Origin of the sequence: Variovorax dokdonensis, assembly GCF_030316895.1 — a bacterium.
Classification (GTDB): Bacteria; Pseudomonadota; Gammaproteobacteria; order Burkholderiales; family Burkholderiaceae_C; genus Variovorax; species Variovorax dokdonensis.
The window spans coordinates 571161-595746 of sequence record NZ_JASZYV010000001.1 but is presented as its reverse complement, the minus strand read 5'-3'; the positions used below and the strand labels follow the sequence as shown (position 1 = coordinate 595746).

17 protein-coding genes are annotated in these 24586 nt (G+C 68.0%); 5 read left to right on the top strand and 12 right to left on the bottom strand.

From position 1 onward, the window contains the following. Window positions 1–7: 7 nt before the first annotated feature. The 5 genes from paaB to QTH91_RS02670 are packed head-to-tail and all read right to left on the bottom strand — an operon-like array spanning window position 8 to window position 3943. Window positions 8–310: a 1,2-phenylacetyl-CoA epoxidase subunit PaaB gene (gene paaB, locus QTH91_RS02690; RefSeq protein ID WP_286658492.1), complete on the bottom strand. Its 303-nt coding sequence runs from the start codon at window positions 308–310 to the stop codon at window positions 8–10. Further along, window positions 307–1317, bottom strand: coding sequence for a 1,2-phenylacetyl-CoA epoxidase subunit PaaA (gene paaA / locus QTH91_RS02685; protein ID WP_286658491.1), 1011 nt, complete (start codon window positions 1315–1317; stop codon window positions 307–309). Before paaA ends, paaB begins: the two co-directional genes overlap by 4 nt. A gap of 20 nt (window positions 1318–1337) precedes the next feature. Next, a complete protein-coding gene (paaK, locus tag QTH91_RS02680; RefSeq protein ID WP_286658490.1) occupies window positions 1338–2654 on the bottom strand; it encodes a phenylacetate--CoA ligase PaaK in 1317 nt (438 codons plus the stop codon). A gap of 34 nt (window positions 2655–2688) precedes the next feature. Then, window positions 2689–3147: a hydroxyphenylacetyl-CoA thioesterase PaaI gene (paaI, locus tag QTH91_RS02675; RefSeq protein WP_286658489.1), complete on the bottom strand. Its 459-nt coding sequence runs from the start codon at window positions 3145–3147 to the stop codon at window positions 2689–2691. Between the two features lie 10 nt (window positions 3148–3157). Beyond that, the gene (locus QTH91_RS02670; RefSeq protein WP_286658488.1) at window positions 3158–3943 is read right to left on the bottom strand and encodes an enoyl-CoA hydratase-related protein; all 786 of its coding nucleotides are present in this window, start codon (window positions 3941–3943) and stop codon (window positions 3158–3160) included. 155 nt (window positions 3944–4098) lie between these two features. Here QTH91_RS02670 and QTH91_RS02665 point away from each other — a divergent pair, with 155 nt between their 5' ends. Together QTH91_RS02665 and QTH91_RS02660 are read left to right on the top strand one after the other, a co-directional pair. Next, a complete protein-coding gene (locus QTH91_RS02665) occupies window positions 4099–4719 on the top strand; it encodes a phenylacetic acid degradation protein PaaY (protein ID WP_286658487.1) in 621 nt (206 codons plus the stop codon). 64 nt (window positions 4720–4783) lie between these two features. After that, window positions 4784–5383 (top strand): TetR/AcrR family transcriptional regulator, encoded by a 600-nt coding sequence (locus QTH91_RS02660; protein WP_286658486.1) that lies wholly within the window; start codon window positions 4784–4786, stop codon window positions 5381–5383. Between the two features lie 37 nt (window positions 5384–5420). On the opposite strand, the gene QTH91_RS02655 is transcribed toward QTH91_RS02660, so the two are convergent. Further along, window positions 5421–6122: a glutathione S-transferase N-terminal domain-containing protein gene (locus tag QTH91_RS02655; protein ID WP_286658485.1), complete on the bottom strand. Its 702-nt coding sequence runs from the start codon at window positions 6120–6122 to the stop codon at window positions 5421–5423. Between the two features lie 77 nt (window positions 6123–6199). Between QTH91_RS02655 and QTH91_RS02650 the strand changes: the two genes are divergently transcribed. Further along, a complete protein-coding gene (locus tag QTH91_RS02650; protein ID WP_286658484.1) occupies window positions 6200–7135 on the top strand; it encodes a carbohydrate kinase family protein in 936 nt (311 codons plus the stop codon). Window positions 7136–7164: 29 nt separating this feature from the next. Here the strand turns inward: QTH91_RS02650 and QTH91_RS02645 are convergent, their stop codons facing one another. Then, window positions 7165–9039 carry a cation:proton antiporter gene (locus QTH91_RS02645; RefSeq protein WP_286658483.1) on the bottom strand — a complete coding sequence of 625 codons (1875 nt, stop codon included), beginning with the start codon at window positions 9037–9039 and terminating at the stop codon, window positions 7165–7167. Between the two features lie 251 nt (window positions 9040–9290). Between QTH91_RS02645 and QTH91_RS02640 the strand changes: the two genes are divergently transcribed. After that, window positions 9291–10946, top strand: coding sequence for a mechanosensitive ion channel family protein (locus QTH91_RS02640; RefSeq protein WP_286658482.1), 1656 nt, complete (start codon window positions 9291–9293; stop codon window positions 10944–10946). Next, window positions 10943–11503, top strand: coding sequence for a nucleotidyltransferase family protein (locus QTH91_RS02635; protein ID WP_286658481.1), 561 nt, complete (start codon window positions 10943–10945; stop codon window positions 11501–11503). Before QTH91_RS02640 ends, QTH91_RS02635 begins: the two co-directional genes overlap by 4 nt. Window position 11504: 1 nt before the next feature. Here the strand turns inward: QTH91_RS02635 and treY are convergent, their stop codons facing one another. Genes treY through treS form a run of 5 tightly spaced genes read right to left on the bottom strand, consistent with a single transcriptional unit; the run spans window position 11505 to window position 24581 of the window. After that, complete coding sequence (treY, locus tag QTH91_RS02630) at window positions 11505–16352, bottom strand: malto-oligosyltrehalose synthase (protein ID WP_286658480.1); 4848 nt, start codon at window positions 16350–16352, stop codon at window positions 11505–11507. Next, the gene (gene treZ, locus QTH91_RS02625; protein WP_286658479.1) at window positions 16336–18192 is read right to left on the bottom strand and encodes a malto-oligosyltrehalose trehalohydrolase; all 1857 of its coding nucleotides are present in this window, start codon (window positions 18190–18192) and stop codon (window positions 16336–16338) included. The genes treY and treZ overlap by 17 nt, the downstream gene beginning before the upstream one ends. Then, window positions 18189–20324: a glycogen debranching protein GlgX gene (gene glgX / locus QTH91_RS02620; RefSeq protein ID WP_286658478.1), complete on the bottom strand. Its 2136-nt coding sequence runs from the start codon at window positions 20322–20324 to the stop codon at window positions 18189–18191. Before glgX ends, treZ begins: the two co-directional genes overlap by 4 nt. A 52-nt stretch (window positions 20325–20376) precedes the next feature. Further along, window positions 20377–21240 carry a mechanosensitive ion channel family protein gene (locus tag QTH91_RS02615; protein WP_286658477.1) on the bottom strand — a complete coding sequence of 288 codons (864 nt, stop codon included), beginning with the start codon at window positions 21238–21240 and terminating at the stop codon, window positions 20377–20379. Between the two features lie 20 nt (window positions 21241–21260). Continuing rightward, window positions 21261–24581: a maltose alpha-D-glucosyltransferase gene (gene treS / locus QTH91_RS02610; RefSeq protein WP_286658476.1), complete on the bottom strand. Its 3321-nt coding sequence runs from the start codon at window positions 24579–24581 to the stop codon at window positions 21261–21263. Window positions 24582–24586 lie beyond the last annotated feature (5 nt).

Genomic DNA, 24586 nt, shown 5'->3' with positions numbered 1-24586 from the left:
GTCGTGACTACATGTGGTCGACTGCCTTGGGCAGCTGATAGAAGGTCGGATGGCGGTACACCTTGTCTTCGGCAGGGTCGAAGTACATGTCCTTGTCGCCGGGGTCGCTGGCGACGATCTGGTCGGACCGCACCACCCACACGCTGGAGCCTTCCTGGCGGCGGGTGTACACGTCGCGCGCCATCTGGATCGCCATCTTCGGATCGGGCGCGTGCAGGCTGCCGCAGTGCTTGTGGTCCAGCCCTGCCTTGCTGCGCACGAAGACTTCCCACAGGGGCCATTCGCTGGCCGTGTTCGATGGCTGGCTCATGCCGCCTCCTTCATCGTCTGATGTTTGCCGGCATGGGCCAGCGCGGCTTCGCGCACCCATGCGCCGTCTTCCCAGGCCTTGACGCGCGCACCCAGGCGCTCGCGGTTGCAAGGGCCGTCGCCGCCGATCACGCGCCAGAACTCGCTCCAGTCGATGGCGCCGAAGTCATGGGCCTGCCGCTCGTCGTTCCACTTGAGTTCGGGATCGGGCAAGGTCACGCCCAGCACCTTGGCCTGCTCGACGGCGGCGTCGACGAACTTCTGCCGAAGCTCGTCGTTCGAAACGCGCTTGATGCCCCAGCGCATCGACTGCGCGCTGTTGGGCGACTGGTCGTCCGGCGGGCCGAACATCATGATCGAGGGCCACCACCAGCGATCGACCGCGTCCTGCACCATCGCCTTCTGCTCGGGCGTGCCGTGCTGCATCATGGTCAGCAGCGACCCGTAGCCCTGGCGCTGGTGAAAGCTCTCTTCGCGGCAGATACGGATCATGGCCCGCGCATAGGGGGCGTAGGAGCAGCGGCAGATCGGCACCTGGTTCATGATGGCCGCGCCGTCCACCAGCCAGCCGATGGTGCCGATATCGGCCCAGGTGAGCGTGGGGTAGTTGAAGATGGAGCTGTACTTGGCCTTGCCCGTATGCAGCGCGTCGAGCATCTGGTCGCGCGAGCTGCCCAGCGTCTCGGCGGCGGCATAGAGGTACAGGCCGTGGCCGCCCTCGTCCTGCACCTTGGCCAGCAGGATGGCCTTGCGCTTGAGCGTGGGCGCGCGCGTGATCCAGTTGCCTTCGGGCAGCATGCCGACGATCTCCGAATGGGCATGCTGGCTGATCTGCCGCAGGAGTGTCTTGCGATAGTGCTCGGGCATCCAGTCCTTGGCCTCGATGAAGTCGCCGGCATCGATGCGCGCGTCGAAGCGCTCCTGCAGACGCATCTCGTCGGCCGAGCGCACGGGCTTCTGGCCATCCGCGGGCTCCTTGCCCATGGTGTCCATGGCTTGGGTGTACATGAATCGAACCTCCTGCTTGGCTATGCCTTCGGGCGCTTGTCGAGCACGCGCCGGGCCTTGCCGGTCTGCGTGCGTTCGATGGAATCGGGATCGAACACCCGCACGGTGGTGGAGATGCCCACCAGCGTCTTCACGCGGCCTTGCAGCCAGCTCGCGATCTCGGCGCGCTGCGCGTCGCCGATGCGCGTGCCCGGCTGCAGTTCGCAATGGACCTCGACCTGGTCGAGCAGACCGTCGCGGCTCACGTGCAGCTGATAGACGCCCGTCAGTGCCTCGTGCGCCAGCACGATCTCCTCGATCTGCGTGGGAAAGACGTTGACGCCGCGGATGATGAGCATGTCGTCGCTGCGCCCGACGATCTTGCCCATGCGGCGAAACGACCGGGACGTGGGCGGCAGCAGGCGCGTCAAGTCGCGCGTGCGATAGCGCACGACGGGCATCGCCTCCTTGCTCAGCGAGGTGAAGACCAGCTCGCCCTCCTCGCCGTCGGCCACCAGTTCGCCGGTGTCGGGGTTGATGATCTCGGGATAGAAGTGGTCTTCCCAGATGACCGGGCCGTCCTTGCTTTCGATGCACTCGCTGGCCACGCCTGGGCCCATCACTTCCGACAGGCCGTAGATGTCGACTGCGTCGAGGCCAGCCTTGTGCTCGATGTCGGCCCGCATCGCCTCGGTCCAGGGCTCGGCGCCGAAGATGCCGACCTTGATCGAGCTGGCCTGCGGGTCGATGCCCTGTCGCTGGAACTCCTCGATGATCACCTGCATGTAGCTGGGCGTGACCATGATGATGTCGGGCTTGAAGTCGCGGATCAGCTGCACCTGCTTTTCGGTCTGGCCGCCCGACATCGGCACCACCGTGCAGCCCAGCCGCTCGGCGCCGTAGTGCGCCCCCAGGCCGCCGGTGAACAGGCCGTAACCGTAGGCCACGTGGATCATGTCGCCCGGCCGCCCGCCGGCCGCGCGGATGGAGCGCGCGACCAGGCTGGCCCAGGTGTCGATGTCCGATTGCGTGTAGCCGACTACCGTGGGCTTGCCGGTGGTGCCGGATGAGGCGTGGATGCGCACCACGCGCTCGCGCGGCACCGCGAACATGCCGAAGGGGTAGTTGTCGCGAAGGTCCGATTTGACGGTGAACGGAAACTTGGACAGGTCCGACAGCTGCCGCAGGTCTTCGGGATGGACGCCCTTGGCGTCGAAGGCCTTGCGGTAGTGCGGCACGTTCTCGTAGGCGTTGTGCAGCGTGGCCTTGAGGCGCTGCAGCTGCAGGGCGCCGATTTCGTCGCGGCTGGCTTTCTCGATCGGCTCGAGCTCACCGGGTTGAGGGTTCTTGACGGGCATGTCGCGTGGCTCCGGATTCCAGGTCAAACAGTGATCAGTGGGCGCCGGGGTCGGCCAGCGCCTTCACGGCCGGTCGGCCCTTGGCCGTGTACGAGCGGCCGCGGAAGACCGCCACGCGCTCGCCTTTCTGGTTGCGCACCTCGCAGTCGTACACGCCGGTTCGCCCCGAGCGGGAGACCTCGTGCGCATGCGCGCTGAGCAGATCGCCCAGCCGGCCCGGCGCGACGAAGTCCACGCTGATGGACGAGGCGACGGTCAGCTCGCCGTAGGAGTTGCAGGCGTAGGCGAAGGCGGTGTCGGCCAGCGTGGTGACCAGGCCGCCGTGGCAGATGTCGTGGCCGTTGAGCATGTCCTGCCGCACGGTCATGGTGACGGTGGCATGGCCCGGCGCGATCTCGCTCACGCACATGCCCAGCGCCTGTGCGGCGCGATCGTTCTCGAACATGCCCAGGCGTACCTGCTCGGCCAACGCTTGCGGAGTGCTTGTGTTCATGCGGCGCGGCTCAGCGGTCGGTGAATCGGGGGGCGCGCTTGTTGCGGAACGCGTCCACGCCTTCGAGGTAGTCGTGCGCGCCGCCCAGTTCGGTCTGCAGGCGGGCCTCGTGGCGCAGGGCCTGTTCCAGGTCCATGCCTTGTGCGGCGGCCAGCGCCTCACGGGTCGCCACCAGGGCGCGAGTGGGCATGGCGGCCAGGCGGCCGGCCAGTGCGGTCACGGCTTCGGGCATCGCGGCATCGTCCACGCATTGCCAGATCAGGCCCATGGCGGCCGCATCGGCGGCCGGCAGCTTGTCGCCCAGCATCGCGAGCCCGGTGGCGCGCGCTTGGCCCACCAGGCGCGGCAGCAGCCATGTGCCGCCGGTGTCCGGCACCAGGCCGATCTTGGCGAAAGCCTGGATGAAGCTGGCAGAACGCGCCGCCAGCACGAAGTCGCAGCACAGCGCCAGGTTGGCCCCGGCGCCCGCGGCCACGCCATTGACCGCCGCGATGACCGGCATCGGCATGCTGCGGATGCGCTGCACCAGCGGCAGGTAGTAGGTGTTGATGAGCGCGCCCAGGTCCTTGCCGGGGGCGGCTTCGGGGTCGCTGAGGTCCTGGCCGGCGCAAAAGCCGCGGCCAGCGCCGGTGATCACCAGGCAGCGCACCTCGGCACTGCCAACCGCCATGTCCAGCGCCGACATCAGTTCGCGATGCATGGCCGTGGTGAAGCTGTTCATCGCGGCCGGGCGGTTCAGCGTCAGGGTGCGCGTGGCGCCTGTATCGCTTTGCAGGATCAAGGCTTCGTTGCTCATCGTGGACGGTCTCCTTCTTGTGCTCCGATGGCGGGTCACTACTATTGACCGACCGTTCGGTAGATTTTAGGATCGCTTTGGGCAGCCCGGCAAGGCCGCCGAGCACCGTGCAAACCCTAGGCGCCTCGCGCCGCCATATCAAGGAGATCAACCCGATGCCCTGCTATTCCATCGAAGGCGTGGTGCCGGTGATCGACCCCACCGCCCATGTGCATCCGACGGCCGTGCTCATCGGCGACGTGATCGTCGGACCCGGCTGCTACGTGGGGCCGTGCGCGGCGCTGCGGGGCGACTTCGGCCGCATCGTGCTCGAGGCCGGCTCGAACGTTCAGGACACCTGCGTGATCCACGGCTTTCCGGACGACGACACGGTGGTCGAGCAGAACGGCCACATCGGCCATGGCGCGGTGCTGCACGGCTGCACCGTGCGTCGCGATGCGCTGGTGGGCATGAACGCCGTCGTGATGGACCAGGCCGAGATCGGCGCAGCGGCCATCGTCGCGGCCTGCGCCTTCGTTCCGGCCGGCATGAAGGTGCCCGCCCGCAGCCTGGCCGCCGGCATGCCGGCCAAGGTGAGGCGCGAACTCACCGATGCCGAGGTCGCCTGGAAGCTCGAAGGCACCCAGGTCTACCAGGACCTGACCCGTCGCTGCCTGGCCAGCCTGCGCGAGGTGCAGCCGCTTTCGGCCATCGAGCAGGATCGGCCCCGCGTGAAGCAGGTGGACGTCAAGTCCCTGATCGAGACGCGCCGCGCCGACGCCGGCACCGGCGGCTGATCGCGCCGCGCTTCAGGCAAGATCGAACGGCTTTCACCACCACACAACAGAAAGGCCGGCAGGCATGGGACGCGGACGATCCGCCAGCTACGAAGACCAGCGCGAGATGATCCTGGCGCAGGCCGCCAACCTGTTTGCCAAGCGCGGCTATCCCGCCACATCGATGAACCAGGTGGCCGAGGCCTGTGGCCTGTCGAAGGCCACGCTCTATCACTACTACCGCGACAAGTACGCGCTGCTGGTCAGCATTGCCGACGACCACGTGTCGCGGCTGGCCGCGCTCGTCGACGAGGAAGAAACGCTGGCCCTGCAAGGCGAGGCGCGCCTGCGCCACCTGATCAAGCGCATCGTCGACGAGTACGCCGACGCCCAGAACGCGCACCGGGTGCTGACCGAGGATGTGAAGTTCCTCGAAGAAGCCGACCGCCAGCGCGTGCTCGACAAGGAGCGCCGCGTGGTCGAAGGCTTTGCGCAGGCGGTCGCAGCCGTGCGAACCGACAAGGCCGACCCCGGGATGGCCAAGCCGCTGACCATGCTGCTGTTCGGCATGATCAACTGGATGTTCACCTGGATGAAGCCCGGCCGCTCGCTCGACTATGCGGCGATGGGGCCCATCGTGGCGGACCTCTTTCTCGGCGGCGTGGACAAGGTCAAGGCGCCCTGAGGACGCCCTCAGCCCTGCGCCCTGCCCGGCGCCGCGCTCAGCCGCGGCTGGGGATCAAAAGGCCACGCTGCACGGCGGGCCGCTGCACGAACGCATCCAGCACGCGCTTGACCTCGGTGAACTCGTCGAACTGCACCAGTTCGCCCGCGCCGTAGAAGCCCACCAGGTTGCGCACCCAGGGGAAGGTGGCGATGTCGGCGATGCCGTAGTCGTCGCCCATCAGCCACTGGCGGCCCTTCAGATGCGCGTCGAGCACGCCGAGAAGGCGGCGCGATTCGTTCACGTAGCGGTCACGCGGGCGCTTGTCCTCGAAGTCCTTGCCGGCAAACTTGTGGAAGAAGCCCAGCTGCCCGAACATGGGCCCGATGCCGCCCATCTGGAACATGACCCACTGCACCGTCTGCCAGCGCACGGCCGGGTCCTGCGAGATGAACTGCCCCGTCTTTTCAGCCAGGTAGAGCAATATGGCACCCGACTCCCACAGCGGCAGCGGCTTTCCGCCAGGGCCGTCGGGATCGATGATGGCGGGGATCTTGTTGTTCGGGTTGAGCGACACGAACTCCGGCGAAGTCTGGTCGTCCTTTCCGAAGTCGACCAGGTGCGCCTCGTAGGGCAGCCCGGTCTCTTCCAGCATGATCGACGCCTTCACACCGTTGGGCGTGTTCAGCGAATACAGCTGCAGCCGCTCGGGGTGCGCGGCCGGCCATTTGCGCGTGATGGGGAAATCGCTCAGTTTCATGGGATTGGATGTCATCATGCCGACCATTCTGGCCAAGACGGCCCGAACCTGCAGGCAGGCCATCGAAAGACTCTGACATGTTCGTTGTGTGCGGCGAAGCCCTGATGGACATCTATCCGTCCAGCGAAGACACGCCCACCGGCCTGTTGCTGGACGCGCGCGTGGGCGGCTCGCCCTTCAACGTGGCGGTGGGCCTGGCCCGCCTGGCGCAGCCGGTGGCGTTCTTCGGCGCCATCTCCACCGACATTCCGGGCGAACGCCTGATGCGCGCCCTGCAAGGCGAAGGCGTGGCGTGCGACGCCGTCGCGCGGCCGGCCGCACCCACGACGCTGGGCTTCGTGGGCCTGGACGACCAGGGCTCGCCGGCCTACACCTTCCACGGCGAAGGCGCTGCAGATCGGCAACTGGGCATGGATGCGCTGGCCACGTTGCCGCCGCGCATGCGGGCGCTTCATGTGGGCTCGTACGCGACGGTGGTCGAGCCGATCGCCAGCACGCTGCGGGCGCTGGTGGCGCGCGAGCATGGCCGCACGCCGATCTGCTTCGACCCCAACATCCGCCCCGCCGTCGAACCCGACATCGACCGCTGGCGCGATCTCGTGCGCTGGATGTTGCCGCGCTGCGACCTGCTCAAGATCAGCGAGGAAGACCTGCAGCTGCTTCGCCCCGGCGTGAACCTCACGCATTTCGCGGGCGCCGCGCTCGCCGCTGGCGTGGGCCTGGTGGTCGTCACCCGTGGCAGTGAAGGCGCCTGCGCCTGGAGCCCGACGGGCGAAGCACAGGTCGAGGCCACGGCGGTCGAAGTGGTCGACTCAGTCGGCGCGGGCGATGCATTCCAGGCCGCCTTGCTCGCGTGGCTGTGCGAGCAGGACAAGCTCAGCCTGGAGACGCTGCGCTCGCTCGGCAGCGAAGACATGGAACGCGCGCTGCGCTTTGCGTCGGACGCGGCGGGCATCGCCTGCGGCCGGCGCGGCGCCGATCTCCCACGGCGCGCAGACCTGCCAGCGGACTGAGCCGCCCGCAGGTGGTGCGACGCCCCTGACTACTTCGCTGGCGTCGCCGTCAAAGCTTCGACGGGCGAAGCCTCGGCCGCCTGTGCAGCCGCCAGTGCGGCCGCTTCCGCAGCGCGCCGCGCGGCCCGTTCGGGCGCGAAGTAAAGCGCCGTCCATCCCGCATCGAGCTTGAAGGGCTGCTCGCTCGAATAGATGCGGAAGGACCCACCGGGCGCGATGCCGCCCAGCAGCAGCCAGTCCTTGCCCAGCTCGCCCATGCGTTCACTGAACTCGTTCCAGCCCCAGGTGTAGGTGAGATTGGAGGTCTGCATGGTCCAGCCTTCCTGCAGGCGCCAGTCCAGCATGTGGAAGCTCGCCTCTTCGTGGAAGGCGAAGTAGCCGCGCACCTGCAGCGGCACCCGGCGCGACGCCTTCTGGGTCAGGTAGTGCACCGCCAGCTGGAAGGTGCGATGGCTTCCCACCCGGCGGCTGTGGCCCTTGCACACGAGCGCGTTGTACGAGTCGTTGTCGGTCGCGCAAAGCAGATAGCTCAGATGCTGGATCTCCATCACGTCCTCGGCATGCTCCGAGAGAAACTCGCCGTAGAAGACGTCGATGCCGAGCATCCGCGCCTCCTTGAGCCGTTCGTAGTCGCGGTCGACCATGAGCACGTCGACCTTCAGGCGATGCAACGCCTGTGCGAAGGCGCAGGTCCAGGGCGATGCGCCGACGATCAGCACGCCCGATTCGCTGGTCGAAGCCAGCCCCAGCTTGCGCGCGATGCGCCCGAGGCTCAGGCCATGCGCCAGCACGGTGACGATCACGATCAGGAAGGTGGCCGGCAGCAGCTTGGCGGCGTCGGGGTGGCCGGCCTCCACCAGCGCCGGCCCGAAGATGCCTGCGGTGGCCACTGCCACGATACCCCGCGGCGCGATCCAGGCCAGCAGCTTCTTGTCTTCCGCGCGCATCGGCGCGCCGAGCGTCGCCAAGCCGATCGACAGCGGCCGCACCACCAGCAGCGTGACCACCACGAAGCCCACGATGCGCCAGTCGATCAGGAACAACTGTTCCGGACGCAACTGCCCGGGAATCACGATGAACAACACCGACAGCAGCACCACCGTCAGGTTCTCCTTGAAGTGCTGCAGCGACTCGCGCTCGACCAGTTCCATGTTGCCGATCACCAGACCCATCAGGGTGACGGTGAGCAGGCCGGCTTCGTGCTGCACCTGGTTGCTGGCCCAGTAGGCGGCCAGCACCAGCACCATCAGCACGGGCGCCTTCAGGTGTTCCGGCGCGCCGCCGCGCTTGTAGATCCAGCCGATCAGCCAGCCGCCCAGCCCGCCGAACAGAAGCGCGGCAAAGATCGCCAGGCCCAGGCCCTTGAGCGTGACGGCGATGCCGCCGCCGATGGTGAAGTACTGGAAGGCCAGCACCGCCAGCAGCACGCCGATGGGGTCGTTGACGATGCCCTCCCACTTGAGCAGCGCGGCGGTTTCCTTGTTGAGCTTGGCCTGGCGCAGCAGCGGCAGGATCACCGTCGGGCCGGTCACCACCAGGATGGCGCCCAGCACGATCGCCACCGGCCAGCTCAGGCCGCCCACATAGTGCGCCGCCAGGCTGCCGAAGAGCCAGGCCAGCGGCGGGCCCAGCAGCGTCAGGCGACCGACGCCCCGGCCGACCCGCTTGAACTCGCCCAGCTTCAGGTCCATGCCGCCTTCGAAAAGGATGATGGCCACGCCCAGGCCGATCAGCTCGCTCATCTCTTCGGGCGCGATGGAGAGATTGACCAGACCGCTGACCGGCCCGAGCAACAGCCCGACGGCGATCAGTACAACGATGGCGGGAAGGCGGATCTGCGCGGCCAGCCATTGGCTGGCGAGTCCGGCGCAGAGGATGACGAGGAGCAATGCGGCTGAATGCACGAATGAATTCTTGGGTTGTGTGTGACGGCGGCGATTGTCGCTTGCGCCCGCGACATTTTGATGGGGCGCACGCAGCCCCGTCCGCTGCGGCGAGAATCCGCCCAAGTCCAATTCCCGAAAGGCGGCCGCGCGTGCCCGAACCCCTGCTTTGCTCGTTCATTGGAAGTTGTCCCGCGCCGTCCTGCGGGACCCGGGTTGCTCCCGGCCAAGTCTCCCGATCCGGGCACCTCCCCAGCCGCTCGCGCATTGCCGTGCTGGCCCTGATGCTCATGCTCGCGCTTCTGGCAATGCTGATGCCCCTGGGCGCGGCCGCGCAGCAGGCGGCAGCAGACACCCAGGCCACTGCAGACGGCAGCGCCCGCGCGCCGGAACCGGCGCGCATCACCCTCCTCAACCGCCGCATCGCAACGCTGCGAGCCAACTTCCTGGGCGTTTCGCCGACCGACCGCGCCCGTCGCGCCGAGGAGGTGATGCGCGAGGAACTGAGCCGGGGCGGCCCCGGAACGGTGGGCACCATCGACGAGCCGCAAGGCACCGTCATCACCATCGACGGCGCCTTCGCATTCCTGCTGACCAAGGCCGATGCAGACGCCGTGGGTGGGCAGACACCGGCCGCTCAAGTGGCCGCCACCCGCTCGGCGCTTGAAAGAGCCATTGCCGAAACGCGCGAGGCGCGCGACAAGACGCGGCTGTTGTCGGGCGCCATTCATTCGCTCATCGCGACCGCGCTGTTCATCGCGCTGGCCTGGGGCGTGCTGTGGCTTCGCCACAGGCTCGTTCGCAAGATGACGCGCCTGCTGTCCGCGAAGGCGTCAGGGGTCAAGCTGGCGGGCCTGCCGATGTTCCACTTCTCGCGCGTCTACGAGTTCTCGCGCGCGCTGGTGCGGTTTCTCGCATGGCTCGCGTTGGCGCTGCTCAGCTACGAGTGGCTGGCCTATGTGTTCACCCGCTTTCCGGTCACACGGCCCTGGGGCGAGCACCTGGGCAGCTTCGTGGTCGGGGTGGCGCACCGCATCGGCGGCGGCATCGTCGATGCGCTGCCCGACTTGTGCGTGGCGCTGGTCATCTTCGCGCTGGCGCGCGGCGTGGTGCTGCTGGTCCGCCCGGTCTTCGAGCGCATCGAACAGGGGCGCCTGCAGGTCGGCTGGCTCGACGCCGACCTGGCCGGCCCGTCGCGCCGCCTCTTCGAGATCGTGGTGTGGCTGTTCGCCATCGCCATGGCCTACCCCTACCTGCCCGGGGCGCAGAGCGATGCCTTCAAGGGCATCTCGGTGCTGGTCGGCCTGATGGTCACGCTGGGCGGTTCCAGCCTGGTCGGCCAGGCGGCCAGCGGGCTGATCCTCATGTATTCGCGCACCGTGCGGGTGGGCGAATACGTGCGCATCCAGGACCAGGAAGGCACCGTGGTCCAGCTGGGCACCTTCACCACCACGATCCGCACCGGGCTGGGCGAGGAGATCACGCTGCCCAACGGCGTCATCATGGGCGCAGTCACCAAGAACTATTCGCGCGCGGTGCAGGGCAAGGGCTACATCCTCGACACCGTGATGACCATCGGCTACGACGCGCCATGGCGGCAGGTGCAGGCGATGATGATCGAAGGCGCACGCCGCACACCGGGCGTGCTGAGCGAGCCGGAGCCGCGCGTGTTCCAGACCGCCTTGTCCGACTTCTACGTCGAATACCGCCTGGTCTGCCAGGCCGTGCCCGAGCGTCCACGGCCGCGCGCCGATGTGCTGGCCGCGCTGCACGCCAACCTGCTGGACGTGTTCAACGAGCACGGCGTTCAGATCATGTCGCCGCACTATCGCGCCGATCCGCCCGACCCCAAGGTGGTCGCGCCGCAGAACTGGTGGATGGCCCCGGCCCAGCCGCCGCAGCAGGACGGCAAGGACAAGCCGGCGTGAGCCTGCACGAGCGCTTCGCCCTCGACATCCTGGCCAACCGGCACAACCGCGAGATCCTGGCGCGCTGGGAGCGCCTGGCCCTGCCCGACGGCTGGCTGGTGGCCGGCTGCCTGTTCCAGACGGTCTGGAACCTGCAGGCCGGCCGACCGCCCGAATCGGACATCAAGGACTACGACCTCTTCTACTTCGACGCCTCCGACCTGAGCGCAAGCGCGGAAGAGCGCGTGCAGGCCCATGTCGAAGAAGTGCTGGGCGACCTCGGCGTCGAGGTGGAGGCGACCAACCAGGCCCGCGTGCACCTCTGGTACGAAGAACACTTCGGCAGGCCCTACGAGCGGCCGCTGCGAAGCAGCCGCGAAGGCATCGAGCGCTTCCTCGTCCCGGCCACCTGCGTGGGTGTTCGCCCCGGCGACCTTTACGCGCCCTATGGTCTCGAGCTGCTGTACGACGGGATTCTGGCCATGAATCCGCTGGTGCCGCATCGGGAACTGTTCGATCGCAAGGCGGCCTCGTACCGGGCGCGCTGGCCTGCGCTGCGCATCGCTGGCGGGGACTGAACTAGCCTTCCCCGCCCACCAGCACCGCGCCCGGAAAGTGGGCGAACAGATCGGCCAGCGCCAGCGTCGCTGCCGCCGAATGGCGGCGCGTCGTGAGCACGTCCTGCCAGCCGTCGGCCCCGGCACCCGGATGCTGGTGCAGGTCGGCGGGCAGCACGACACGGGTGTCGCCCCAGGCCGCGCGGCTCGACCAGACGGGTTGCAGCGGTTTCGCTTCGCCGGCCCCGTCCGTCTGCGCCTGTGTCTGCTCCTGCGCCAGCACCAGTTGCAACCGAGGCATCACCACCACCAGCACCTGTCCCGCGTAGCGCCGCAGATAGGCGATGGCGTGCGCGGCGCGCTCGCCTTCGACCGCCAGCGCTTCGTAGCTGCCGTTCAGGAACACGTCCGGCAGCCGCCGGCGCAAGGCCAGTAGGCGCCAGATCGCCCACAGCTTGGCGCGGCCGTTCGAAGGGCGGGCCGCCATCGCAGCCACGGCGGCCGGCACATCCGCGCCCTCGGCCAATTCGCCCAACGCGCGCAACTCGCCCGAGCGCCGGTCGTAGTCGACGGGCCGGCGGTTGTCCGGATCGACCAGGCTGTGCTCGATCAGCTCGCAGCCCTGGTAGATATCGGGCACGCCGGGCGAAGTGAACTTGAGCAGCGACAGGCTCAATGCACCGACCGCCGCGAACGGGTCCAGCTCCGCGACGAAGCGCGACAGCTCGGCGCCGAAGCCCTGCGTGTCGTCCAGGGCTTCGCGCACGAAGCGCTCCAGTGCCGCCTCGTAGTCCGGATCGGGCTGCGTCCAGCTGGTGGCCGTCTTGGCCTCGCGCGCCGCCTTGAACATGTACTGAACCACGCGGTCGGCAACGGCCGGTCCGGCGGCCGCGCCATCGGCCGGCAGCACGCCCACCAGCGTCTGATAGAGCAGGTACTGGTGCGCGGCTTCGATCCCGCGCGCCAGGGGCGCATGCATCGACTTCCAGCGCAGCACGAGCCGGCGCCACGCATCGGGGCATTCCGAAAGCAGGTTGATGCGCAGGCGCACGTCTTCCGAACGCTTGTTGTCGTGCGTCGACGTGGCGAGCATGGTGTAGGGCCAGCGCCGCTGGCGGTCCAGGCTGGCGACATGAAAGTCCTCGACCGCCATGCCGATGTGGTCTGGCTCGCCGCCCACTTCGTTGACCGACGACAAGGGAAAGTAGCGATAGAAGGCCGTGTCCTCCACGCCCTTGGCGGCCACCGGCGCGCTGTATTGCTGGAAGCGCCGCGCGAAACGGACCACGGCGGGCAGCAGGCGCGGGGCGGCGCCTTCCACCAGGCGACCCAGCAGCGCCTCGCGCAGGAAGCGCCAGAGCGCTTCGTCGTTGTCCGCCATGCGGGCGCGAGCACCGTCCACGGCCGCATCGATCACGCGGATGTCCTGCTCGCTGGCCTCGGAGCCGTTGTAGCTGCGGTAGACCGGCATGGCCGCGGCCACCGCGGCAATGGCTTCGCGCAAGCGATTGCGCGTGTGGTCGCGCGTGCGCCAATCGGACTTGGCGATGTGCGCCAGCGCATTGGCCAGCGTGTCCAGGTCCGCGGCCAACGGCCCGGTCGCCACAGCCAGCCGAGACGCATACACCACCTCTTCGAAGGGCTGCGCGAGGCCGGTGAACTCGCGCCACAGCGCCTCAAGCTCGCTCGCCGCGCGGTGGTCGACCAGCACGCCGTTGGCCACGTTCGCGAAACGGTAGCCGGTGGTGCCGTGGATCGCCCAGGCCAGCGGCACGTCCTCGCCAGCGGCAGCGATCTTCTCGGCCACGACGTACAGCGCACTGGCCTGCTCGCCCCTGGCCGCATGCCTTTTCGCATGGCCGGCCTGCAACCGGTCGAAGTAGCCGGCCGGATCGAGCAGGCCGTCGGGATGGTCGATGCGCAGGCCATCGACGTCGCCCTGCGCCGCCAGGTCGAGCGGCAGTGCGTGCGTGGCCTCGAACACATCCTCGCGCTCGGTGCGCAGCGCCGCCAGCTCGTTCACGTCGAAAAAGCGCCGGTAGTTGATCTCGTCGGCGGCGCATCGCCAGTGCGCCAGCCGCCACGCCTGCGCTTCGAGCAAGGCGTGGAACTCGTCGCGGTTGGCCAGCGTGTTGAAGGCCGCCAAGGCTTCGTCCAAAGCGCCCGACACGGCGCCGCGATCGGCCGCGGCGGCCTGCAGGTGCGCCGGGACACTGGCCGGCGAGACGGGAAAGCGATGGTCGTAGTAACGCACCACCCAGCGTCCCGTGCCCTCGCCCGCCTCGTGGTCGAGTTGCAGTTCGCCGCGCTCCAGCACGCGGCCATAGGCGTCTCCCAGCACAGGCAGCAACACCTTGCCGGCCATGCCGGGCGTGTCGGACGCCCAATCGATGTCGAAGAACTCGGCATAGGCGGAGTTCATGCCGTGTTCCAGCACGTCGTTCCACCAGGCGTTGTCCGAACCGAGCACGCCCATGTGGTTGGGCACCACATCCACCAGCAGGCGCATGCCGTTGGCGCGCAGCACGTCGGCAAATCGGCGGTAGGCACCCATGCCGCCGAGTTCGGGGTTGATCTGGTCGTGCGCGACCACGTCGTAGCCATGCAGGCTACCGCTGCGCGCGCGCTGGATCGGCGAACAGTAGACGTGGCTCACGCCCAGCTGGGCCAGGTACGGAACGACGGCGCCCGCGGCGTCGAAGTCGAAATCCTTGTGCAGTTGCAGGCGATAGGTGGCGCGCGGAATGCGGGCGCGCGGCCGGGCCGATCGCTGCTGGTCCACCGCATCGGCCAGGGCGCGGGCCAAAGGCGAGGTGCCCAGGTACTGCACTTCGAGCGCGTACTTGCGCCGCCAGTTCGGATGCTCGTGCACCGTGCCGGGCAGGTTGGCCTGCTCGCCCTGGCCGAGCAGATCTTCGAGCTGCACCATCATCAGCGACGACGGCGCTCGGGCCAGGAAGGCATGGGCCGCCACCACCGTCTGGGGCGCGAGCGCGACCTCGGACGCCGCCACGGAGGTCGGCAGGCCCAGCGCCTGTGCCAACCGCTCGCGATCGCTGCCGCGTTCGCCCATCGCCTGGCGGATGGTCTCGGGATCGCCGGCCATGCCCAGTTGTTCGCGCAGGTCCAGGTCCGCACCGTTCCACCAGCCGGCGAAGCTGGGCAGGTCGTGCGTGCTGACGGCCACGACCGCGTCGCGCGGATACGCATCCGGCGGCAGGAACTGGCCGGCATCGTCGCGCTGGAAGTACAGCAGCCGATAAGACAGCACGCCGTGGCGCCGCATGGCATCGCGCATGGCATCGGGCACCGTGCCCAGGTCTTCGCCGACGACGAGGCAACGGTGGCGGCGGCTTTCCAGCGCGAGCACGGCGAACAGCTCCTGCCAGGGGTAGCGCACGTAGGCGCCGTCGGCCGCGCCGCCCATGCCGCCGGGAATCCAGAACAGGCGCATGAGCATCATCACGTGGTCGATGCGCAATGCCCCGGCGCTGCGCATGTTGGCGCGCAGGGCCTCGACGAAAGCGGCGAAGCCGGTTTCGCGCAGGCGGTCGGGCCGCAGCGGGGGCAGGCCCCAATCCTGGCCTTGCAGGTTCAGCAGGTCGGGCGGCGCACCGATGCTGGCCCCCAGCGCAAAGGCATCGCGATGGCGCCAGGCGTCGGAGCCGCCGCGGTCCACGGAAACGGCCAGGTCGAGGTACAGCCCGATCGGCATGCCCAGCGCGCGGCAATGCTCCCCGGCCACCTGCAGCTGGCGGGCGGCCTGCCACTGCAGCCACGTGTAGAACTGCACGTCGCGCGCATGCTCGCGGACAAAGGCCTGCACCGCCGCGCCGCGCATGTCCTGCCAATCCTTCGGCCAGGCCGGCCAGCCCCATATGGATGCGTCCTGCCGGTGCCAATGCGCCTGCACGGCCTCGAACAACGCATGCTCGTGAAGCGCCTGGCCACTCTCTTCGCAGAAGGCCTGGAAGGCTCGCACTTGCGCATCGTCTGCCGAGCGTTCGCAGAAGCGCTCGTGGAGCAACGACAGCACTTCATGCTTGGCCGAAGCCACGCCGGGATAGTCCACCAGCGGCGCGGCGCGCAAGGCCGACAGGCGCGCCTGGAACGCATCGGAGCGCACCAGCGCCTGGGCGTCTGCGCAATCCGCGAAGTCGGGCACGGCCTCCACATCGATGTAGAGCACGTTGAGGCGCCCGCGCGACGACGGGCTGTAAGGGCTGGCGTGCACCGGGTTGTGCGGGAACAGCGCATGCAGCGGGTTGAGCCCCAGCAGCGACGCGCCGGCATGCGCTGCCTGCTCGGCGAAAGCGCGCAGGTCGCCGAAGTCGCCGATGCCCCAGTTGCGCGGCGAGCGCAATCCATACAGTTGGAGCGAAACGCCCCACAGCCGCATGCCGCGCGCGAGCGCGTCGGGCTGATGGCAGGTGGCCGGCGCGCAGATCAGGTGGGTGCCGCGCCCATGGTGCTCGTCGCCCTCCAGCGCGATATGGTGATAGCCCAAGGGCAACGCGAACGGAACGCGCAATTGCGAGACGAATTCGTCGACCGTGCTTTCGCCAGTCTGCGTGCGCCCGTCTTCCAGCGTGAGCCGCCAGCGCAGTTGCCGTGCGCCATTGGCAAGCACCACCGGCACGAAGAACTCCGCCTGGCCTTCTGGCACGACTGCGACTGCGGGCAGGATGTCCGGCGTCGACGAAGGCGCGTCGGCCTGCACGCCGGCATCGCGCAGCAGCGCGCGCAGGGACTCGTCGGTCACCGCATGGTGCTGGCCCCAGATGTCGTCGTAGCCCAGGTCGATGCCATGGCGGGCGCAAAGGCGCCGCAGGTCTTCGATGGATGCGCCCGCCTCAGACATCGCTGCCATCCGCGTCGTCCAGGCTGGCGTAGACGCCGCCGCTTTCGAGCATCAGGTCGATGAGCCCCGAGGCGCCCATCTGATGCAGCGCGCGGCCTTTCGTCCGCGTGATGCGGCAAGCATCGGGACCGAAGTTGGCGCGCAGATGCAGGCGCACGGGATGCTCGCCGCCCAGTTCCCAATCGACCCACAGCACGCCGTCGTCGGCGCCATGCGCGATGGTGAGGCTGCCACGCGCCCGGTATGCGTCAAGTTGCTGGCGCACGGCGAGCAAGGCCCGCGTGTGGGCCAGGGCGCTGGCGTGGTCCGGTTGGTCGCGCTGGGACCAATCGAGCTTCGAGGCCATGAAGGTCTGCTCCGCGTTGGGGTCGGGAATGGCGGCGCGGGCGGCTTCGTCGGCAAAGGCATTGAAATGCGCAAACTCGGCACGCCGGCCTTCGCGCACTGCATCGCCCAATGGGCCACCGGCGTAGTCGCAGAAGAAATAGAAGGGCGTGCGTGCCGCCCATTCCTCGCCCATGAAGAGCATGGGGGTGTGCGGCGACAGCAGCACGCAGGCACGTGCCGCCTGCACCAGGCGCGCATCGGCCAATGCGTCGATGCGTTCGCCCATCGCGCGGTTGCCCACCTGATCGTGCGTCTGCAGGTACGAGACGAATGCATCCAGCGCAAGCCCACTGCAGGGTTCGCCGCGCGCCGCACCGCCGCGAAAGGCCGACGGCTCGCCCGCATAGACGAACCCGCGCGACAGCGCCAGTGCGAAGCGCTTCAAGGGCTCGTCCGCGAAGTCGACGTAATAGCCGTCTGCTTCGCCGGTCAGCAGAACGTGGGCGGCATGGTGCAGGTCGTCGTTCCACTGCGCCGTCGCGATGCTGGTGAGGCCGCCCTCGCCGCGCACGAGCCGGTGCGCCTCGTTGGCGTCGTTCTCCAGCACCACGTGCACGTGGCGCTCGTGGCCCGCGCTCTGCCGCACGGCGGCGCAGACCGCCTCGACGATCGGTATCGGCGAATCGTCGCGGATGGCGTGTACCGCATCCATGCGCAGGCCGTCGAAGCGGAACTCCTCGATCCAGTACAGCGCGTTGTGGATGAAGAACTCGCGCACGTTGTGCGAAGCGGGGCCGTCGAAGTTGATCGCCGAACCCCATGGCGTCTGGTGCGCCGGGTTGAAGAACTGCGGGCAGTACGCATGCAGGTAGTTGCCGTCCGGGCCGAAGTGGTTGTAGACCACGTCCGCCAGCACCATCAGGCCCAGGCCGTGCGCCGCGTCCACAAAGCGCTTGAGGTCGTCCGGTGCGCCGTAGCTGGGATGCGGCGCAAAGTGCAGGACGCCGTCATAGCCCCAGCCACGCTGACCGGTGAAGCTGGCCATCGGCATCAGGGCGATCACGGTGATGCCCATGTCGGCCAGCGCCTGCAGGCGCGCCTGCGCCGAGGCCAGCGTGCCTTCGGGGGTGAAGCAGCCCACGTGCAGTTCGTAGATCACCGCCTCGTGCCACGGCCGGCCGCGCCAGTCCTGGCATTGCCATGCATAGGACTTCGGATCGACCACCCGGCTCGGCCCGTGAACGCCCTGCGGGTTGCTGCGCGAAGCGGGGTCGGGCACATGCAGGCCATCGGGCAGGCGAAAGCGGTAGTCGTCGCCGGGGGCGGCCTGGTCGTCCTGCAGGAAGTGCCAGCCATCGGCCTGCGGCTGCATGACGATGCCCAGCCATGCACCCTGCTCGCCGCGACGGCGCTCCAGGACCACTTCGCGCGCCGCGGGCGCCCAAAGCCGAAACCGCACGCCGCCGCCGTCCTGCACGTCGGCGCCGAAAGGCATGGGGTGCATGCTGCTGGGGTGGTTCATGGCGCGCCATTCCCGGTGCGGCTGCGAAACAGCGCGAGCGATCGGCCTTCGAGCACATGCGATGGCTCCGTCACCGGCGTCTCGGGCCCGTCCTGCGCGGTATCGACCACGCGGGTCCAGCCGGCCTTCCGCTGCGGCAGCGTGAAGGAAACGGGCTCGTGGTAGGCATTGACCAGCAGCAGGAAGTCGTCGTCGCTCTGGTGTTCGCCGCGCCCGCCCACATCGATCAGGCCCGTGCCGGAAAACAGCATGCCCAGGCAGCGCACGTGCTCGCCTTCCCAGTCGGCGGGAATCATCTCCGGGCCGTCGGGGCGCAGCCACACCACATCCTTCGCGCCGTCGCCGGTCTCCAAAGTGCCACGGAAGAAGCTGCGCCGGCGGAAGGACGGATGGCGCCGCCTCAGCGCGATCAGCCGCGCGACAAAGTCGTGCAGGGCCTGCGCCGGCTCGTCCAGGTTCCAGTCGATCCACGACAGCTCGTTGTCCTGGCAATAGACATTGTTGTTGCCCTGCTGCGAGTTGCCCAGCTCGTCGCCGGCCAGCAGCATGGGCACGCCTTGGGACAGCAGGAGCGTGGCCAGAAAGTTGCGCTTCTGCCGCTCGCGCAGCGCCAGCACGGTCGGATCGCCGGTGGGGCCTTCGGTGCCGCAGTTCCACGACAGGTTGTTGCTGTTGCCGTCGCGGTTGTCCTCGCCGTTGGCCTCGTTGTGCTTGTCGTTGTAGGAGACCAGGTCCGCCAACGTGAAGCCGTCGTGCGCCGTGACGAAGTTGATGCTGGCGTTCGGCTTCTTGCCGGACCAGCCGTAGATGTCCTGCGAGCCCGCAAGGCGGTTGGCCAGTTCGCCGACGATGCCGGCGTCGCCCTTCCACCAGCCGCGCACGCCGTCGCGGTAGCGGTCGTTCCATTCGGCCCAGCCCGCGGGAAAGTTGCCCACCTGGTAGCCGCCATGCCCCAGGTCCCATGGCTCGGCGATGAGCTTGACGCCGCTGAGCACGGGGTCCTGCTGGATGGCGGCGAAGAAGGTGCCCAGGTTCTCCACCTTGCCCGCCTCGCGCGCCAGGGCCGAGGCCAGGTCGAACCGGAAGCCGTCGACATGCATTTCCTGAACCCAGTAGCGCAGCGAATCCATCACCATCTGCAGCGCCCGCGGATGCTCCAGGTTGACGGTGTTGCCGCAACCGGTGAAGTCGTCGTAGTAGCGCGGCTGCCCGCCGTTGAGGATGTAGTAGGAGGCGTTGTCCACGCCCCGCATGGAAAGCGTCGGCCCGAGATGGTTGCCCTCGCAGGTGTGGTTGTAGACCACGTCGAGGATCACCTCGATGCCTGCGGAGTGCAGACTCTTGACCATGGTCTTGAACTCCTTGACCTTGCCCGATGCGCTGTAGCGCGGCTCGGGCGAAAAGTAGTTCAGCGTGTTGTAGCCCCAGTAGTTCTGCAGCCCCTGCTCGGCGAGGTGACGGTCGTTGAGGAAGGCATGCACCGGCAGCAGCTCGACAGTGGTGACGCCCAGCCCTTGCAGGTAGTCGATGACGGCCTTGGTGCCCAAACCGGCGTAGGTGCCTCGCAATGCCTCGGGCACGCCGGGATGGCGCATGGTGAAGCCGCGCACGTGCAGTTCGTAGATCACCATGTCCTGCCAGGGCACGTTGGGGCGGATGTCCTCGCCCCAGGTGAAGGCTGTCTCGAGCACCCGGCTCTTGGGCATGAAGGCGGCGCTGTCCCGACGATCGAAGGAAAGGTCCTGCCGCTTGCTGCCCACCGAGTAGCCGTACAGCGCGTCGCTCCAGCGCAACTCGCCCACCGTGTCCTTGGCATAGGGATCGAGCAGCAGCTTGTTGTGATTGAAGCGGCTGCCCTCTTCCGGCTTGTAGCGGCCATGCACACGGTATCCGTAGGCCAGCCCCGGGCGCGCCTGCGGCACGTAGCAGTGCCACACGTCGTTGGTGCGCTCGCGCAGGGCGATGCGCTGGCGTTCATGCCGGCCTTTCTCGTCGAACAGGCAAAGCTCGACGCCTTCGGCATGCTTGGAGAACAGTGCGAAGTTGACGCCCTGCCCGTCCCAGGTGGCGCCCAGCGGATACGGATGACCCGGCCAGACGGTGTCCAGCAGCGGCGGTGTGCGGCGCGTCATGCGCGCACCTTCGGCCATCGCACCGCGGTGCGAATCTTCCTGGTGCGCAAGGTCATGGATGCACCCGATCCTGCGGATCGTTGGAACGATGCGGCCAGGCACTCGATGGCCCCGGACGCACGCCCGGCGGGCGCGCCATGCCGGTGGCGCCAGCCGAGGGCGGAACCTCGCTCGGCATGCTTGCAGGCTCGACGCCCTGACCCGGCGTCAAGCCCGGCGGACGTGCTGGCGCCGAGCCACGCCGCACTGCGCCACTGGTGGGCCACCAATGCTCGATGCGCTCGGCCGCCCAGTCCTTGCCGGCCAGTCCGAAGGCCAGTGCCAGTGCGAACACCACGCCACCCAGAACGATCAGGAAGCTCTGCCGCACGATGGCGCCGCCCACCCCCAACTGGTCGAGCGCGATCAGCACCACGAACAGCAGGATCGCGCCCTGGGCCACCTTGCCCAGCAGCAGGCCGTCCTGCATGCCCGCATTTCGGCCGTAGGTGGTGACCGCATCGCCCACGAAGCGGGCGAAGTAGGCGCCGAAGGCCAGGATCAGCAGGGCCACGAACACGTTCGGGACGAACCACATCACGCGGCTGAGCAGGTCGGTGACGTAGCTCAGGTCGAGCGTGTTGAAGGCCACGATGAGCGAGGCCAGGATGATGAGCCAATAGGCCAGCACTCCGAACAGCGCGCTGGTGTCCGCGACCATGCCGCCCTGGCGCAGGAAGCTGTCGATACCGGCGCGCGAGGTGAGCACGTGGAAGTTGATGGCGCGCAGCGCACGGATGGTGGCAAAGCGCACCGCCTTGGCGATCAGCCAGCCCGCCACCACGATCAGTGCGGCCACCAGCACGCGAGGAATGAAGGCGCCGACCTGGAACATGAATGCTCGCAGTGGTTCCAGGTGGATCGACAGTTGGTCCATGATGGCTCTACTCTCTTTGATCAGCGCGAAGCACGGTCGGCCAGCGTCAGGATGCCCTGCAGCGGCACGGTCACCCAGTCGGGTCGATTGTTGATTTCATAGCGCAGTTCGTACAGCGCTTTTTCCATCTCGAAAAGCGACAGGAGCCGCGGATCGACCGCACCCAATTGGGGCGAGAGCGCACCGGTGTAGCCGTCCAGGAAGGCGTCGATCACCTGGCCGTGCCACTGCGCGGCGGCGGCGCCCAAGCGCACCAGTTCGTCGGCATTCTGGGCCGCGCGGCGCAAGGCGCTCCAGCGCGCATAGTCGAACGAGCGCAGCATGCCCGCCACGTCGCGCAGCGGCGAATGCTTGGCGCGCCGCTCTTCCAGGGGCCTGGCGGGTTCGCCCTCGAAGTCGATGATGTAGAAGTCGTTGCGCGACACCAGCACCTGGCCGAGGTGATAGTCCCCGTGGTAGCGCGACCGGTAGCTCACCGGCGCATCGAAATGCATGGCGTCGAGCATGGCCTCGATGCCAGTGGCGCGGCCGAGCAGGCGCTGCACGTCTTCGGCCGAGGCACCGGGCAACTCGCCCACGTTGGCACGCAGCAGCGCCAGGGTCGACTGCAGGTCTTCGCGCACTGCGCGGCCGAGCGCCTGCAGGTCTTCCACTTCCATCGTTTCCGGCTCGAAGGCGGGGTCGCCGCTACGGATCGCCAACGCGTTGTGCATCTGCGCCGTGCGCTGGCCAAGGATGCGGATGAGCGCCAGAAAGGCACCGTGCACCTCGGGCAGCGGCGGGTTGTCGTCCTGCCGCATTTCGCCCAGGAAGCGCTCCAGGTAATCGAGCGTGTAGCTCCAGCCGTCGCCCTGGTTGGGGACATAGGCTTGCAGCAGGCCCAGTGTGCCGAGGCTGCCGTCCGCGCCTTCGTACTCGATGGCGCCGAGCACCGGCACGCTTTGCGTGAAGCCGGCCACCTCGGTCAGGAAGCGGCCCATCTCCAACTCTGGATTGATGCCCGGGCGGATCTGCCGGTAGACCTTCAGGAACAGCGTCTCGTTGAGCATCACCACCGTGTTGCTCGACAGCGCCGTCGGCGGCGCCACTGGCAGCGTCGCCAACTCTTCCGCGGAGATCCTGCTGCCGTGCGTGCTGGCACGGAAGTGGATGTTGCCCGCGGACGTCGGAACGCTGTGGCCCCACAGGATGGCGGCCACGACGGCGCGGCAGAAGGCTTCGTCGAACAGGGCATCGCCCATCAGCCCCACGTTGGCCTGCTGCCGGATCTTGGCGATGGCGGCACGCTCCAGGCTGCGGGTGACCTCCTCGTCGCCCTCTTCCCACGCAATGGCCAGCGGCATGAAGTAGGTGGCGGGCTCTGCCGGGCCTTCGAGATCGAGCAGCGGCAGCATCCACTGCCGGCCGTCGGCCTCGAAGATGGCACTGTCGCGCAGCGCCGCGCGCACGATGGGAGAGCCCTTGGTCGCATACCAGCGCTGCACCTGGATGTGCGGCGGCAGCGTGTCGACCTCGAACTGCTGGCGCAGGCGGTCGGCAAAGCCGATGCGCCAGGGCATGACCTGATCGCGGAACAGACTGGTCCAGCCGTCGAAGAGCACCAGCACCGGCCGGTCGCGCAGGCCCACGCTTTCCTGGTGCCACGTCGGCAAGGGCGCCTCGTCGGCGAGGCGGAACCAGTAGAAGCCGCGCGAGGGCAACGTGAGCAGGTAAGGCAGTTCGCCGATCGGCGGGAAAGAGGTGCGGCCCAGCATCTCGACCGGCACACGCCCCTGCCAGGGCGACAGGTCGAGTTCCACCGGCTGCGCGGCGCGCGAGAGGTTGAACACCGACAGGATGACGTCGCCGTCGTGCTCGCTGATATACGCCAGGATCTTGCGATTGCCCGGCTTGAGGAAATGGCGCCGCCCGCGCCCGAAAGCGCGGCTGGTCTTGCGCGTGGCGAGCATGCGGCGCGTCCAGTGCAGCAGCGAGCTCTTGTCGCGCAGCTGGGCCTCGACGTTGATCGCCTCGTAGCCGTACATGGCGTCCATGATGGGCTGCAGGTACAGCCGCTGCGGGTCGGCACGCGAAAAGCCGGCGTTGCGGTCGGGGCTCCACTGCATCGGCGTGCGCACGCCGTTGCGGTCGCCCACGAACACGTTGTCGCCCATGCCCAGCTCGTCGCCGTAGTAGATGATGGGCGAGCCGGGCATCGACAGCAGCATGCCGTTCATCAGGCGGATGGCGTCCTTGTCGTTCTCCATCAAGGGCGCCAGCCGACGCCGGATGCCCAGGTTGATGCGCGCCTGCAGGTCCGCCGCATAGGTCGTGTACATGTAGTCGCGTTCGCGGTTGGTCACCATCTCCAGCGTCAACTCGTCGTGGTTGCGCAGGAAGATGGCCCACTGGCAGTCATCGGGAATGTCGGGCGTCTGCTGCAGGATCTCGACGATCGGGTCGCGGTCCTCCTGCGCGATGGCCATGTACATGCGCGGCATGAGCGGGAAGTGGTAGGCCATGTGGCATTCGTCGCCATTGCCGAAGTACTCGCGCACGTCTTCGGGCCACATGTTGGCCTCGGCCAGCAGGAACTTGTCCGTGTAGTTCGCGTCGATGGCGGCGCGCAGCTTCTTGATGACGTCGTGCGTCTCGGGCAGGTTCTCGTTCGTGGTGCCGTCGCGCTCCACGAGGTAGGGAATGGCGTCCAGGCGGAAGCCGTCCACGCCCATGTCCAGCCAGAAGCGCATGACGCGGAACACCGCCTCAAGCACCGCGGGGTTGTCGAAGTTCAGATCCGGCTGGTGGCTGAAGAAGCGGTGCCAGAAGAACTGCTTGGCCACCGGGTCCCAGGTCCAGTTGGACTTCTCGGTGTCGGTGAAGATGATCCGCGTGCCCGAGTAGAGCGTGTCGGTGTCGCTCCACACATAGAAGTCGCGCTCCGGCGATCCCGGCGGCGCCTGCCGCGCCGCCTGAAACCACGGATGCTGGTCCGAGGTGTGGTTGATCACCAGCTCGGTGATGACGCGCAGGTCGCGCTTGTGCGCCTCTTCCAGCATCTCGCGAAAGTCGTCGAGCGTGCCGTACTGCGGGTTGATCGCCTCGTAGGCCGAGATGTCGTAGCCGTCGTCCCTCAGCGGCGACGGATAGAAGGGCATCAGCCAGATGGTGTTGACACCCAGGTCGCGCACGTAGTCGAGCTTCTGGGTCACGCCCTTGAAGTCGCCCACGCCATCGCCGTTGGAGTCGTAGAAGGCCTTGACGTTGAGTTGGTAGATGACCGCGTCGCGATACCAGGTCGGATCGCCGGCGGTGTCGATCTCGGTGGTCTCGAGGGCAAGTCGGGGCAGCGGCGCGCTCATGTCTG